15 protein-coding genes are annotated in these 15,029 nt (G+C 36.2%); 11 read left to right on the top strand and 4 right to left on the bottom strand.

Translation table 11 applies throughout. The annotated features are described in order from the left end of the window. Positions 1–62: 62 nt before the first annotated feature. The 4 genes from FLA105534_RS12170 to FLA105534_RS12155 all read right to left on the bottom strand — a co-directional run bounded on the left by FLA105534_RS12170 (position 63) and on the right by FLA105534_RS12155 (position 4,554). Complete coding sequence (locus FLA105534_RS12170; RefSeq protein WP_173966396.1) at positions 63–509, bottom strand: GNAT family N-acetyltransferase; 447 nt, start codon at positions 507–509, stop codon at positions 63–65. 839 nt (positions 510–1,348) lie between these two features. Next, on the bottom strand, positions 1,349–2,425 hold the full coding sequence (gene cydB / locus FLA105534_RS12165) for a cytochrome d ubiquinol oxidase subunit II (protein ID WP_173966395.1): 1,077 nt from the start codon (positions 2,423–2,425) through the stop codon (positions 1,349–1,351). Between the two features lie 2 nt (positions 2,426–2,427). Further along, a complete protein-coding gene (locus FLA105534_RS12160) occupies positions 2,428–3,771 on the bottom strand; it encodes a cytochrome ubiquinol oxidase subunit I (RefSeq protein ID WP_173966394.1) in 1,344 nt (447 codons plus the stop codon). A gap of 189 nt (positions 3,772–3,960) precedes the next feature. Continuing rightward, positions 3,961–4,554: an HD domain-containing protein gene (locus FLA105534_RS12155; RefSeq protein WP_173966393.1), complete on the bottom strand. Its 594-nt coding sequence runs from the start codon at positions 4,552–4,554 to the stop codon at positions 3,961–3,963. Positions 4,555–4,766: 212 nt separating this feature from the next. Between FLA105534_RS12155 and FLA105534_RS12150 the strand changes: the two genes are divergently transcribed. The 11 genes from FLA105534_RS12150 to FLA105534_RS12100 all read left to right on the top strand — a co-directional run bounded on the left by FLA105534_RS12150 (position 4,767) and on the right by FLA105534_RS12100 (position 15,013). Next, positions 4,767–6,182, top strand: a complete 1,416-nt coding sequence (locus FLA105534_RS12150; RefSeq protein ID WP_173966392.1) for an MBL fold metallo-hydrolase — start codon at positions 4,767–4,769, stop codon at positions 6,180–6,182. 151 nt (positions 6,183–6,333) lie between these two features. Next, positions 6,334–6,897, top strand: a complete 564-nt coding sequence (locus FLA105534_RS12145; RefSeq protein ID WP_173966391.1) for a YeeE/YedE family protein — start codon at positions 6,334–6,336, stop codon at positions 6,895–6,897. A gap of 10 nt (positions 6,898–6,907) precedes the next feature. Further along, positions 6,908–7,387 (top strand): DUF6691 family protein, encoded by a 480-nt coding sequence (locus FLA105534_RS12140; protein ID WP_173966390.1) that lies wholly within the window; start codon positions 6,908–6,910, stop codon positions 7,385–7,387. Positions 7,388–7,524: 137 nt separating this feature from the next. After that, the gene (locus FLA105534_RS12135) at positions 7,525–8,298 is read left to right on the top strand and encodes an alpha/beta hydrolase family protein (RefSeq protein ID WP_173966389.1); all 774 of its coding nucleotides are present in this window, start codon (positions 7,525–7,527) and stop codon (positions 8,296–8,298) included. A 110-nt stretch (positions 8,299–8,408) separates the two neighbouring features. Continuing rightward, positions 8,409–8,930, top strand: a complete 522-nt coding sequence (locus tag FLA105534_RS12130) for a GNAT family N-acetyltransferase (RefSeq protein ID WP_173966388.1) — start codon at positions 8,409–8,411, stop codon at positions 8,928–8,930. Between the two features lie 200 nt (positions 8,931–9,130). Next, the gene (locus FLA105534_RS12125; protein WP_173966387.1) at positions 9,131–10,708 is read left to right on the top strand and encodes a glycerol-3-phosphate dehydrogenase/oxidase; all 1,578 of its coding nucleotides are present in this window, start codon (positions 9,131–9,133) and stop codon (positions 10,706–10,708) included. A 29-nt stretch (positions 10,709–10,737) separates the two neighbouring features. Continuing rightward, positions 10,738–12,234 (top strand): glycerol kinase GlpK, encoded by a 1,497-nt coding sequence (glpK, locus tag FLA105534_RS12120; protein WP_173966386.1) that lies wholly within the window; start codon positions 10,738–10,740, stop codon positions 12,232–12,234. Between the two features lie 4 nt (positions 12,235–12,238). Beyond that, positions 12,239–12,988 (top strand): MIP/aquaporin family protein, encoded by a 750-nt coding sequence (locus tag FLA105534_RS12115; RefSeq protein ID WP_262888450.1) that lies wholly within the window; start codon positions 12,239–12,241, stop codon positions 12,986–12,988. A 328-nt stretch (positions 12,989–13,316) separates the two neighbouring features. Continuing rightward, positions 13,317–13,778 (top strand): MarR family winged helix-turn-helix transcriptional regulator, encoded by a 462-nt coding sequence (locus FLA105534_RS12110; RefSeq protein ID WP_173966384.1) that lies wholly within the window; start codon positions 13,317–13,319, stop codon positions 13,776–13,778. Positions 13,779–13,782: 4 nt separating this feature from the next. Next, complete coding sequence (locus FLA105534_RS12105; protein WP_173966383.1) at positions 13,783–14,415, top strand: NAD(P)H-dependent oxidoreductase; 633 nt, start codon at positions 13,783–13,785, stop codon at positions 14,413–14,415. 31 nt (positions 14,416–14,446) lie between these two features. Continuing rightward, on the top strand, positions 14,447–15,013 hold the full coding sequence (locus tag FLA105534_RS12100) for a YceI family protein (protein ID WP_173966382.1): 567 nt from the start codon (positions 14,447–14,449) through the stop codon (positions 15,011–15,013). The last annotated feature ends 16 nt before the right edge of the window (positions 15,014–15,029 follow it).

The raw sequence follows: 15,029 nt of genomic DNA, 5'->3' as shown, positions 1-15,029 counted from the left end.
CGGAGTTTCCTCGTACCTCGGAATGACAAAAGTGTACAGGCTAACTTTACACTTAAGCCTTTTTACTTCCACCAATAATAATAGTTATGTTGACCGTCATATTCAAAACCACAGCGCGGATATAACTGATTCCCTATATCATTCGTTTTTTCGGTTTCCAGCATCAATCCACAAGCATTTGTTTCCACACACCATTCTTTACTGCGATCAATTAATGCCACAGAAAATCCTTTACCCCTGTAATCAGGATGTACAAAAAGGTCATTTAGTAACCATAGTCTTTGCATTTTAGTAGAACTAAATATTTTATAGAGCTGTACAAAGCCAACTGCTTTTCCGTCTGCAATCGCTAAAAAAATATCCGACTCATTATGCAACAATCGTTCTTTAAGAAATGCTTTTCCTGCCTCAACATCAGATTTCTGACGATAGAAAACACGATAGAGGTCAAAAAGTTCGGCTGTTTCATTAAGATCTTCTAAACTTGCTTTTTTGATTTGGTAATCCATTATTTTAAATTTTGAGATTAAAAGAACGAAAATATTCTAAAACTTAAACTCTTTTATAGTCCAGATTTCATAAAACGGGATCATCCAGAGTTTCGGTCAAGCCTGCAAAAAAAGGTTTTAACTAGCGCGAACTCATGATATATTAGAAATTTCGAGTTTATCCAAATTGAATAGACGTGGGTTTTAACCCACGGAATCATAATATCATTTATCTCGGCTTTAGCCAAATACAGCAAACATTTTAGCTAAAGCCTCCTCAGGATCAAACAAAAAAACCGTTGGTTAAAACCAACGGCTATTCATATCATTAATTCGTGAATTGCTTCGCCGTAGGCTATCGCTTGTGCCGTTATTAAACCCTGAATTTCAATCAAGATGAAAACCCAAAGAAAATACAAACTAAAAATTAACTACGTTCGAAACCTTGCGCTCTGAAAGAGCCTTAGCAACAACATGGTGCGAAGCACTATGAATGAAAAAAGATATGATGATAAGCCCTGAAAGGGCGAAAGCATAATCTCAAAAAAACATTTATTATATATTTTTTTTAAACATATATTCTTCTTTAACCTGTTACTCATTTGCTTTTGCCCCTTCAGGGCAATATTCACTTCTTCTTAATTCGTAGTACGATGCACTACACTATTGCTTTAAGGCTTTCAGCCTATTTCTAAAGGTTTCAAATCACAAAATTTATAAAAATATTCTTTCCCAACTTTACCTAACAACTCTTCTTTTGCTAAAGCCATCTCGGAATCAAACAAAAAAACCGTTGGTTAAAACCAACGGCTATGCATATCATTAATTCGTGAAAATTTGTGAATTCGCGGCTATAAAACCTAATGCTCCCCATACCCGATATCATCCATTTTCCCACTGAATACGCGGTATTGAATAATAAAATAGATAATCACCAAAAACAAAGCGATAAAAAACCAACTCATTCCGGCATTCAATCCATATTCGCCTGCGGCAGTGTTATAAATAGTTAAGGACGGATTTACATTATTTGTAGAAGGCAAAACATTCGGAAAAATTGAAACAGCTGTTGAAGCAAATCCACCTACCAAAAACAAAGATGAAAACAAAAATCCATAACCGTCTTTTTTCCACGAACGTACTTTGAATAATCCTAAAATCCCAACGAAAGTCATCAATGGAAAAAACCAGAGAATTGGATTCTCTACAAAATTATGGAAAGGCTTTGGCTCAATAAAGTGCCAGATTTGCAATGAAATACACACTAAAACCAGCAAAACGATATTCAATTTAAAAACGACATTTTTAAGCTGTGGATTCAAAGCTGAATTGGTTTTAAAGATGATCCAGTTCGCACCGTGGATGGTTAAGGAAACCACACTCACAATTCCCAGGAAAAGTGTAAACCAGTCTATAATCCCCAATTCACTTGCCTGCGGACTAAATGTTGGATTCCACAATGGCAAAAAGAAATAATGTGCCTCCTGAGTCGAAACGCCATTGGTTACCATTCCAAGGTTGACACCGCGCACGATATTCCCCAAGGCAATTCCGAAGAACAAAGCCAGAAGCAAACTTGCGATTCCGAAAGCCTTATCCCAGATTGCTTCCCACATGGGATGATGCACCTGTCCGCGCATTTCCAAACCAATGGCACGAAAGATCAGTAACCATAAAATCATGATCAAAGGCAGATAAAATCCGCTGAAAGAAGAAGCATACAAAGTAGGGAAAGCAAAAAACAAAACACCTCCAGCGGCGATAATCCAAACTTCGTTGGCATCCCAAAACGGACCGATTGCGTTTGTAATTGCTTTTTTATCTTTTTCAGTTTTGGCAAAAAATAAATGAATAATTCCTGCTCCAAAATCATAACCATCTAACACAATGTAAACGGCCAAAATTCCCATTAAAACTACGTACCAAAAAAATTCCATACTTATATATTTTCAGTTATGACTTCAGTGTGAGGTCCTTTATTGATAATTTTTCCAATCAAAAGCAAAAACAGCATTCCCAGTAAAAGATACAATCCTATAAAACCTAGTAAGGTAAATAGTGTATTTCCAGAAGATACGGTCGGTGATGCACCGGCAGCCGTTCGCATTAAATTGTAAACAAGCCAGGGCTGTCTGCCCAGTTCGGCCGTGTACCAGCCAGTTGTATTGGCGATGTAGGGGAATGGCATCATAAAAAGCAAGGACCAAAGAATCCACTTGGTTTCATACAATTTGCCTCTAATCAATTGAAACAAAGCAAGGGACATCAAACCAATAAACAGCGTTCCAAGTCCCACCATAATATGATAGGCATAATACAAACCTGAAATATTGGTGGGATGAAGATCTTCTTCAAACTGATCTAAGCCTTTAATTTCCTGCTCCCAGTTTCCATAAGTCAGAAAACTTAAAATATTAGGTACGGCAATCTTGTTGTCCAGTTTTTTATCTTTTACATCAGGCTGGCCAATTAAAACAATTTCAGAACCCTTTTTCTCAGTATGAAAAATTCCTTCCATTGCCGCGAAAGTTACAGGTTGGTATTTCACCACATTTTTGGCTAGTAAATCTCCCGTTGGAACCGCCACAATCATACTGGCAATCAATCCAAAGATCACTCCCGTTTTAAGAAACAGTTTTCCAAAAACAATATTCTTTTTACTTAAAATATAGAAAGAACCAATTCCTGCTACAACAAAAGAACTTGTCACTAAAGAAGCGGCCTGATTGTGCAGATACGATGGCCATAACCACGGATTTAGAAACAGTGCTTTGAAATTAGTCAACACGAATTTTCCGTTCTCTAAAATCTCGTAACCTACGGGATTCTGCATCCACGAATGTGTTGCAATGATTAAATAACCACTGGCCCAGGAACCGATACAGATTAGTAATCCGGTGACAAAATGCCATTTATGTCCCAATAATTTTTCTCCAAACAAAAACAGACCTAAAAAAGAAGATTCCAGAAAAAACGAAAACATGCCTTCCATGGCCAATGTCTGACCGATAATCCCTCCGGTTAACTCGGAGAATTTTGCCCAGTTGGTTCCAAACTGAAACTCCATCGGAATTCCGGTTACCACCCCCATCGCAAAATTCAGGGCGAAGATTCTCATCCAGAAATGGGTGGCGTGATTGTATTGTTCGTTTTTAGTTTTGAGATATTTCCATTTGAAGTACACAATGATCAGCGAAAGACCCATTGTAAGTTGCGGAAAAAGATAGTGGAAAGTAATCGTGAAGGCAAATTGCATTCGGTCATAAAAAAGCATTTCTTCCATAGTGGTATTTTATTTATGAAGTCCCACAAATTTACCCATTAAAACCCGAAATTCCTGCCTTTAAAAAAAGTTTATCCCCTGATATTTGTTAAACTTTTCAACAATTTGAAGGTACAAATTATACTTATAGTTTTGTTGCTTCCCCATTATTTGTCTATAAATCGTAATTGGAACTATGAGCTTAAAAAATTACTCCTTCTTCAAAATCCCTTTTTCAACGCTTTCATTAATCAAGCCTTCGGCATAATTCCATAATGTTTTAGAACCTTCTTTTATAACCCTCTTTTTCTCGTACACTTTATCATAACTTACTCCAAACTCTTTCCAGGTTCCGCCGTTATTAGATGTATTCTGCAACAAAGGCTCTAAACGATCCATCGATCTGGCAAATTTAGCTTCGTTGGTCTCACCTGCTTCAAATTCTTCCCAGATAGCAATTAATTCTTCGGCCTGCTTTTTCGGAAGCAAACCAAAAATACGATTCGCCGCCAATCGCTCTTCATCGGTATTAGAATGATTTTTCTGTGAATCATATATAAAGGTATCACCTGCGTCAATTTCTACAATATCGTGTATCAAAACCATTTTCACGACTTTCAGAACATCAATTGGTTCATCTGAATGTTCAGCCAAAACGATTGCCATTAAAGCCAAATGCCAGCTGTGCTCTGCATCATTTTCGTTTCGGTCACTATGAAACAACTTCGTTTTTCGCTGAATGTATTTTACCTTATCAATTTCTTTTATAAAGGCAATCTGATTCAATAAATCTTCCGTTTTCATCTGTTTAACTGTTTATTTGTTTTAAAATGACATTCGTCATATGCAAAATTATAAGTTAAAGCTTAATTGCTCCAATTTAACTCAATTAATATAACATCTATGTCAAAATCTGCCCTTTTTTTCACGCAGAAATCAAATTTCTGTAACAATAGTCACTTAATTTCCCGAAAAACAGACTTACCTTTGTGCCACATTATTTTAGATTTCAAATCATGAAAATAGAACAAATTTACACCGGATGCCTTGCGCAGGGTGCCTATTATATTACTTCAAATGGCGAAGCTGCAATTATTGATCCGTTAAGAGAAATTCAGCCTTACTTAGACCGTTTAGAGCGCGATGAGGTAAAATTGAAATATATTTTTGAAACGCATTTTCACGCCGATTTCGTTTCCGGACATGTCGATTTAAGCAAAGAAACTCAGGCGCCAATTGTTTACGGACCCAACGCTGCCTGCGAATTTGACTGTATTTCAGCAAAAGACGGACAGGAATTTAAGATTGGAAAAATAACCATTAAAGTATTGCATACTCCGGGACACACCATGGAAAGCACTACTTTTTTACTTATTGATGAAAACGGAAAAGACCATGCGATTTTTTCCGGAGACACTTTATTTATTGGTGATGTCGGACGTCCGGATTTGGCTCAAAAAGCAGCCGGAATGACACAGGATCAATTAGCAGGGATTTTATACCATTCGTTAAGAGATAAAATCATGACTTTGGCTGATGATGTGATCGTTTACCCTGCTCATGGTGCGGGAAGTGCCTGCGGAAAAAACATGAGTAAAGAAACCGTTTCGACAATTGGAAATCAAAAAGCAACCAATTATGCGTTGCGCGCCAATATGACCGAAGCCGAATTTATTACTGAAGTTACCGATGGTTTATTGCCTCCTCCAGCCTATTTCAGTATGAATGTGGCGATGAACAAGCAAGGTTACGAAAGTTTTGAAACGGTTTTATACAATGGAATGAAAACCATAAAAGCAGAGGAATTTGAAGCTGTAGCCGAAGAAACAGATGCCTTAATTCTGGATACCAGAAGTGCTGCCAATTTTAGTAAAGGATTTATTCCGCAATCTATCAATATTGGAATCAATGGTGATTTTGCTCCTTGGGTTGGAACTTTAATTGGTGATGTAAAACAACCTATTATATTGGTGACAGAAACCAGTCTTGAAGAAGAAACCGTAACCCGTTTAAGCCGTGTAGGATTTGACACGATTATTGGTCATTTAGATGGTGGTTTTGAAGCCTGGGAAAAAGCAGGTTACGAAGTAGACACTGTAAACAGAATCACTGCTCAGCAATTTTCAAATGAGTTCAAATTCGGAGAAGACAAAGTAATCGATATTCGTAAAGAAACAGAATATGCTGCAGAGCACATCGAAGACGCGTACAGCAAACCACTGGCTTATATTAATGATTGGGTAAAAGACATTAACCCAAACGAACATTTTTATCTGCATTGCGCCGGAGGATATCGCAGTATGATTGCCGCTTCGATTTTACAAGCTCGCGGTTTCAGAAATTTTAGCGAAATTGAAGGCGGTTTTGGAGCCATTTCTAAAACAGAAATTCCGAAATCAGATTTTGTTTGTCAAAGTAAAGTGTTAAAGTAACAAAGGTTCAGAGGTACAAAGGTGCAAAGGTTTTCTATTTGAATCTCTGAACCTTTATCTCTTTGAACTTAAAAAATAAAGATGCAAAGCAACAAAAGTTTCTCCTTTGAACCTCTGAACCTTTGCCTCTCTGAACCTAAAAAAAATAAAAATGCTGGAAATCTTAAAAGAACCTTGGCCTTGGTACATAGCAGGCCCGTTAATTGGATTAACTGTTCCAATTTTATTAATTATCGGGAACAAATCTTTCGGGATTAGTTCTTCTTTGCGCCATATTTGTGCGGCTTGTATTCCTGCCAATATTTCCTTCTTTAAATACGACTGGAAAAAAGAGAGCTGGAACTTGTTCTTCGTTTTCGGAATTTTCCTTGGCGGAGTTATCTCTGCTAATTTCTTAGCCAATCCAAATCCGGTTGAAATTACACCTGAACTTTCTAGCCAATTAGCCACTTACGGCATTACAGATCATTCTGGATTAGTTCCTACGCAACTTTTCTCTTGGGAAAGTTTATTAACACTTCGCGGATTTATCATGATTGTCGTTGGCGGATTTTTAGTTGGTTTCGGTACGCGTTACGCTGGTGGATGTACAAGTGGTCATGCGATTATGGGAATTTCAAATTTACAATGGCCTTCATTAGTCGCTACAATCTGTTTCATGATTGGCGGTTTTGTAATGTCCCTTTTGATTTTACCCTATATTCTTTCACTTTAAAATTTCAAAAATGAACAAGTTAGAAAATAAAAATACCGATACAGAAGGAACCAACGGAAGTCAAATCAAAGATTCAGGTTTCTCAAACTTAAAATATCTTGTTGTTGGAATCTTTTTTGGAATTGTATTCGTAAAAGCCGAAATCATTAGTTGGTTTCGTATTCAGGAAATGTTTCACCTGCAATCGTTCTTTATGTATGGTGTGATTGGAAGTGCCGTTGCAGTTGGACTTATATCAGTACAAATCATCAAAAAGTTCAACATTAAAACCATACAGGGAGAAAAAATAGAAATTCAACCAAAAACGTTCAGTAAAGGACAAATTTATGGTGGATTAATGTTTGGTTTTGGATGGGCTATTACAGGAGCTTGTCCAGGGCCCTTATTTGCTCAAATCGGTACTGGAGTTACTGTAATTGTAGTGACTTTAGTAAGCGCTATTTTTGGAACCTGGGTTTATGGTTTGATTAAAGATAAACTGCCTCATTAATATTCTAACCCCTACATTATTCAGATCAAACCCGACAAATTTTAAAAACATGTCGGGTTTACTTGATCTTAATTTATAGTTTCTTTAAAGACAAATTCATTACTATTTTACGTAGCCATATTGTACATATCGAAAAAATGAGTAAAATATATTTTAAGATTTTAATTTGTTTACTATTAATAAGTTGCTCGAATAGCAAAAAAACAAACTCTCAAATAGCACATAATACGTATCCTGTTAAACTTGATACGTTAACTTTATTTGATAAATCGAGAAATCGTAAAATTCCGATCGCCATTTTTTGCCCAAAAACAGACTCCAAAATTAATAATCAACAGATAATAATTTTTAGTCATGGATACGGAGAGAATAAAGGAGGAGACAATATGATCTATTCTTATTTAACAGAAAATTTAGCTTCAAAAGGATATTTTGTTATTAGTCTTCAGCACGAATTACCTACCGATGCCCTTTTGGCAATGGAAGGAGATTTTAAAGTTACAAGAAAACCAAATTGGGAAAGAGGCACTGACAACATTCTATATGTTTTAAACGAATTTAAAACCTTAAAGCCTGAATTAGATTTTAAGCATTTAACACTAATTGGTCATTCGAATGGTGGGGATATGACTGCTCTATTTGCAAGTAAATACCCTAAATTGGTTTATAAAATAATAACGATGGACAATCGAAGAATGCCTCTTCCTAGAGTTAACCACCCAATAGTATACACGTTACGCTCCAAAAACCATTCTGCAGACGAAGGCGTATTACCGACTGAACAAGAACAACAAAAATACGGAATGACAGTTCAATTCACTCCTATCAACCATAGTGACATGGACAATGACGCAACAATAGAAGAACGTAAAATAATAAATACATGTATTGAAAAGTATTTAAACGAATAATAACTTCCATAAATTAGAAGTTTAACCAGAAAGATCTACTTGATCTTAATTTATAGTTTCTTTAAAGACAAATTCATTAATTTTCCATTTAATAGTTTAATACCTAAAAGATGAGCGACACAACAGAAAATTTAATTTTGAGAAAAGCTGATATTGCTGAAGTACCTCTAATATGGAGTATCCTACAAGATGCTATTGAACAAAGGCGTCTGGACGGAAGTACACAATGGCAGGATGGCTATCCTAATGAGACAACAATAGAGCATGACATAAAAAATGGCCATGCTTATGTGCTGACAGAAAACAACACTATCTTATCTTACGCAGCTATTCTTTTTGACAAAGAACCTGCCTACGAAGCCATAGAAGGTAAATGGCTTACGAATGGCGATTATGCAGTGGTGCATCGTGTAGCAGTTTCAAAATTGGCAAAAGGCAAAGGTATTGCTACAAAACTATTTGAAAAAATAGAAACTTTATCGATCGAACATAATATATACAGTATAAAGGTAGATACGAATTTTGATAATATTCCGATGTTGAAAATTTTAGACAGATTAAATTATACGTATTGTGGCGAAGTATTTTTTAGAGGAGCCGCTAGAAAGGCATATGAAAAAAAATTAGCGTAAAGACACAGAATTTCAAATTATTTGATCCTAATCTCAAAACACCCGTCAGGTTTTAAAAATCTGACGGGTGTTTTTCTTTAATTTAAAACCAGATAAATATTAAACTTAAATAATTGATTCACTTTGCTTCCAATTCGTTTAGTTTCATTAAGTTTATAATACAAGATCTAATCTTACAAAAACAACCAAACTGATGCTATATGAAACGCTCGGAACAATTGACGCAATTAAAAAACACGGAGAAGTGGGATGTAATTATAATTGGTGGGGGTGCAAGCGGTCTTGGAACTGCTCTTGATGCCGCAAGCAGAGGATACAAAACGATCTTACTTGAAGCAGTAGATTTTGCAAAAGGAACCTCAAGCAGAAGTACCAAATTAGTACATGGTGGAGTTCGCTATTTGGAACAAGGTGACATTCACTTAGTCAGAGAAGCCTTAAAAGAGAGAGGCTTATTGGCGAAAAACGCAGGACATTTAGTTAAAAATCAATCTTTTGTTATCCCAAACTACAACTGGTGGGGTGGTTATTTTTATACGATCGGATTGACCATTTATGATTTACTCGCAGGACGTTTGAGCTTAGGAGCTTCAAAATATATTTCAAAGAAAAAAACAATTGAAATGCTTCCTACCGTCGAAGAAAAAGGTCTGGTAAGTGGTGTTATTTATCACGACGGTCAATTTGACGATTCACGCATGGCTATAAACATTGCCCAAACTGCAGTAGAAAAAGGGGCTTGCCTTTTAAATTATTCTAAAGTTGTAAACTTACTAAAAGACGATCATAATCAAATTATTGGCATTGAAGCAATAGACCATGAAACAGGTCACAAGTATGATATAAAAGGCACGGCCATTATTAACGCAACCGGAGTTTTTACAAATGCCATCATGAAACTAAACGACAAAGTTTACAAGAAATATATAGTTCCAAGCCAAGGAATTCATCTCGTATTTGATAAATCCTTTTTACCAACTGATCAAGCCTTGATGATTCCAAAAACCAGTGACGGACGAGTTTTATTTGCAGTGCCATGGCATAATAGAATTGTAGTAGGAACAACTGATACGTTAATTAGAAAACACAGTCTTGAACCTATTGCTCTCGAAAGTGAAATCGAATTTGTTTTGGAGACTGCTCAACGTTTTCTGGCGAAAAAACCTACGAGAGCTGACGTTTTATCTGTTTTCGCAGGTTTACGCCCTTTGGCAGCTCCTGAAGAAGAGGGGAAAAGTACCAAAGAAGTTTCACGAAGTCATAAAATTATTGTTTCGGAAACTGGCTTAATAACGATTACGGGAGGAAAATGGACTACTTACAGAAAAATTGCCGAAGATATCATCGATAAAGCAATCAAAATAGGCAAATTACCTAAAAAAGCCTGCAATACCGAGCAACTTCCCATTCATGGAAACCAAGTGACTACAAATTTAGACCGAATGAATCATTTATATATTTATGGTTCAGATATTCCTAAAATACTCGAATTACAACAAAATGAACCTGAATTAAAAGAAAAACTACATTCGGATTACGAATTTATAATGGCCGAAGTCGCCTGGGCTATTCGATACGAAATGGCCAGAACAGTTGACGACGTTTTAGCAAGACGTGTCCGGTTATTATTCTTAGACGCAAGAGCTGCAATTCAATCATCTGAAAAAGTAGCACGATTACTGGCAAAAGAACTGGGACATGACGAAACCTGGATACATAGAGAAATTACAACCTTCCACGTAATTGCAAGAGGTTTTCTTCTAAAAGAATTTCAATAGACCATTATCAACTTAAGAAAATATAAGTCATGCAAAATAAACTAATTCTGGCACTTGATCAAGGAACAACTTCTTCCAGAGCTATAGTCTTTAATCATGGAGGAGAAATTGTTAGCATTTCTCAAAAAGCTTTTAAACAGATTTTTCCAAAACCAGGATGGGTCGAACATAACCCAAACGAAATCTGGTCTTCTCAAATTAGTGTCGCTGCAGAAGCAATTGCTAAAGTGGGAATATCCGGAAGAGAAATAGCTGCAATTGGAATAACCAATCAACGAGAAACTACTATTGTTTGGGATCGGGAAACAAGTGAACCTATTTACAATGCTATTGTTTGGCAAGATCGCAGAACAGCAAAATACTGTGACGAATTAAAAGCACAAGGACATGCCGAAATGATTCAGACCAAAACAGGATTAATTCTGGATGCCTATTTTTCCGGAACAAAAGTAAAATGGATCCTGGATAACGTTCCGGGAGCACGAGAAAAAGCAGAACAAGGAAAACTTTGTTTTGGAACCGTAGACACCTGGCTCATATGGAAACTGACCCGAGGTAAATTATTTATGACCGATGTTTCTAATGCTAGTAGAACTTTATTATTCAACATCAATACCTTAGAATGGGATAATGAATTATTAGAATTGTTTGATATCCCAAGAGCCATGCTACCTGAAGTAAAAGAAAGCAGTACCATTTATGGCGAAAGCTCCACTACCCTATTTTCAACAAAAATTCCTATCGCCGGTGTTGCAGGGGACCAGCAAGCAGCTCTTTTTGGTCAGCTATGCACAACTTCAGGAATGATAAAGAATACTTACGGAACAGGTTGTTTTGTGTTAATGAATACGGGGGAAAAACCAATTCGTTCCACCAACAATTTATTGACCACTGTAGCCTGGAAAATTAATGGTAAAACAACCTATGCTTTAGAAGGAAGTGTTTTTGTTGGTGGCGCAGCTGTACAATGGTTAAGAGATGGAGCAAAAATGATTAACAAATCAGAAGAAATAGAAAGTCTGGCGGCGAGTGTTCCTGATAACGGAGGTGTCTATTTTGTTCCGGCACTAACTGGTTTAGGAGCTCCACATTGGGATCAATATGCCAGAGGTGCAATTCTTGGAATAACAAGAGGGACTACCAATGGGCATATCGCCCGAGCCACTTTAGAAGGAATTGCTTATCAGGTAAATGATTTGCTAAAAGCTATGGAAGCAGATTTTGGAGGAAAAGGAAAAGAACTAAGAGTTGACGGCGGAGCTGCTACAAATAATTTACTAATGCAATTTCAATCCGACATTTATGGAAAAAGCGTTACAAGACCAAAAACACTCGAAACAACAGCTTTAGGCGCGGCATATTTGGCAGGACTTGCTGTAGGATACTGGTCAAACCTGGATGATTTGAAAGAACAATGGTCAATAGATCGCGTATTTTCTCCAAAAATGCCAAAACAAGAAGTAAATAAATTGGTAAAAAACTGGGATAAGGCCGTTGGGCGCGCATCAGACTGGATCGACGAATAAAACAATTAAAACACAGCAGAACATGGCACCTTTTACAGCAGAAATTTTAGGCACAATGATAATGATTTTACTAGGTAATGGCGTCGTTGCAAACGTCGTCCTGAAAGATACAAAAGGAAACAATTCAGGCTGGATGGTTATCACCACAGCCTGGGCATTTGCCGTTTTTACAGGCGTACTTATTGCAGGGCCAGTTAGCGGGGCACATTTAAATCCTATTGTCACACTTGGTTTGGCTCTTATCGGAAAATTCAATTGGAACTTAGTTCCCTCCTATATACTTGCTCAAATGATTGGAGCCATGTTAGGCGCCTTTTTGGTATGGCTCTCACATAAAGACCATTTTGCTGCAACTGAAGATGAAAATGCCAAATTTGCTTGTTTCTCTACATCTCCGGCCATCAAAAACAATTTATCAAACCTAATCAGTGAAATAATTGCAACTTTTGTCCTGATTTTTTCCATTTTTTATATTGCCGGACCCAACCTGCAAATAGCCACAGATCCAAATGCAACAATAGGTTTAGGAACCATTGGTGCGCTTCCTGTTGCAATAGTTGTGTGGGTAATTGGCCTATCCCTGGGAGGTACAACAGGTTATGCCATTAATCCAGCTAGAGATCTTGGACCGAGAATTATGCACGCAATCCTTCCTATAAAAGGAAGCAGCAATTGGAGTTACGCCTGGATTCCGATTGTAGGCCCAATAATTGGAGCAAGTTTAGCTGCATTATTATACCTATTACTTAATTAACGCCGCATATTCTAAGCTAAATTCAGTTTTTTTAAATTAAAACAGATATGGGTCGAATACCTGCAATACGAGAAACCATACACACTTTAAAGACCTGTCTGGTCTGGATTTTTGTCTAAGAGACTGATAATTCAATCTTTAAAAAATCATTAAACTTTAAAAAATCAATTTTTCAAATAAAAATTGTAGTACTTTTACAGTAACTCTACAGGGTTTGTATAACTATAAAACACACAATGCTTCAATTAACAAAAATTTAACATGACATTTGTATATACAACAATCAAAAGTGCATACATTTGTATATACAAATTATACACTTACGACTATGACAATTGAAGAGGTTATAAAAAGTACAGTTAAGATGGATAATGCGAAAAAAGTTATTCTAAATATCATGTACACGCAAAACGTGATTCAGGATCATTTCAACGAGTTGATAAAACCGTATGATCTATCCGGGGAACAATATAATGTACTGCGTATATTAAGAGGACAAAAAGGAAATCCTGCTAATATGTGTGTGATACAGGAGCGTATGTTGGCCAAAACAAGTAACACAACCCGATTAGTAGACAAACTATTATTAAAAGATTTTGTTACCAGAAATGTTTGCCCTAACAACCGACGAAAAATAGAAGTTCTAATCACTCAAAAAGGATTAGACGTACTAAAAGAATTAGATCCGAAGGTAGATGAACACGAGCGCGCATTTGCTGAGAATATAAGTCCTGAAGAATTAGAATTATTAAATCAATTATTAGAAAAATACAGAACCCAACAAAATTAAAATTATGAGTACATTATTAGACAATTTAAATTGGAGATATGCTACAAAGAAATTTGATGCGACAAAAAAAATATCATCCGAAGATTTAAACACTTTAAAAGAAGCCGTTAGATTAAGTGCTTCTTCATACGGATTACAACCTTATAAAGTTATTATCGTAGAAAATCCGGAAATAAGAGAAAAATTAAAAGCTGCTGCTTACGGGCAAACGCAAATTACAGATGCCTCACATTTATTTATTTTCGCAAACGACTTAAATGCAGGACCGGAATCTGTTGATGCTTATATTAAAAACATTAGCGAAACAAGAAACCTTCCTACTGACGCCTTAGCTGGATTCAGCGACATGATGAAAGGTACAATTGCAAACTTATCACAAGAAGCTAAAAACATCTGGACAGCAAAACAAACTTACATTGCTTTAGGAACTTTATTAAGTGCTGCTGCAGAATTAAAAATCGACACAACTCCAATGGAAGGCTTTAATCCAGCAAGTTTCAATGAAATCTTAGGTTTCGACAAATTAGGTTTAAACGCTTCTGTTATCGCAACGGTAGGTTACAGACATAATGAAGACGATGCTCAACACTACAAAAAAGTTAGAAAATCACACGAGAATTTATTTATCACTATATAATTATTATTAATCCAAAATCAATTTTAACAAAATGAAAAATTTAAAAACAATTGCAATAGCATTATTCGTAGCAGTAGCTAGCGTTTCAGTAAACGCACAAACTAAAAAAATCGACGTAAAAGCAAGTTCGATCAAATGGGTAGGTAAAAAAGTAACCGGAGAGCACTCAGGAACAGTAAACTTCAAAGAAGGAGCTGTAGTTTTCAAAGGGAAAAAGTTAGTTGGAGGAAGCTTTACTGTTGATATGACTTCATTAACAGCAACAGATTTAACAGGAGAGTACCAAGGAAAATTAAACGGTCACTTAAAAGCTGACGATTTCTTTGGAACTGACAAATTCCCAACTGCAAAATTAGTTTTCAAAAATATCGGAGCAAAATCAACTGATGTTTACACAGTAACTGCTGATTTAACTATAAAAGGAATCACTAAACCTGTAACTTTTGATATCGCTGTGAAAGGAAATACTGCTACAACAGCTTTCAAAGTTGACAGAACTAAATACGACATCAAATACAACTCTGGTAACTTCTTCCAAAACTTAGGAGACAAAACTATCAATGACGAATTTGAATTGACTGTAGCTTTAAAATTCTAATAGCATAAAAAACAGC

It is taken from the genome of Flavobacterium collinsii, from assembly GCF_902804485.1.
Taxonomy (GTDB): Bacteria; Bacteroidota; Bacteroidia; order Flavobacteriales; family Flavobacteriaceae; genus Flavobacterium; species Flavobacterium collinsii.
Note: the sequence above shows the minus strand (reverse complement) of the source record. Positions and strands in the feature narration are given on the sequence as shown.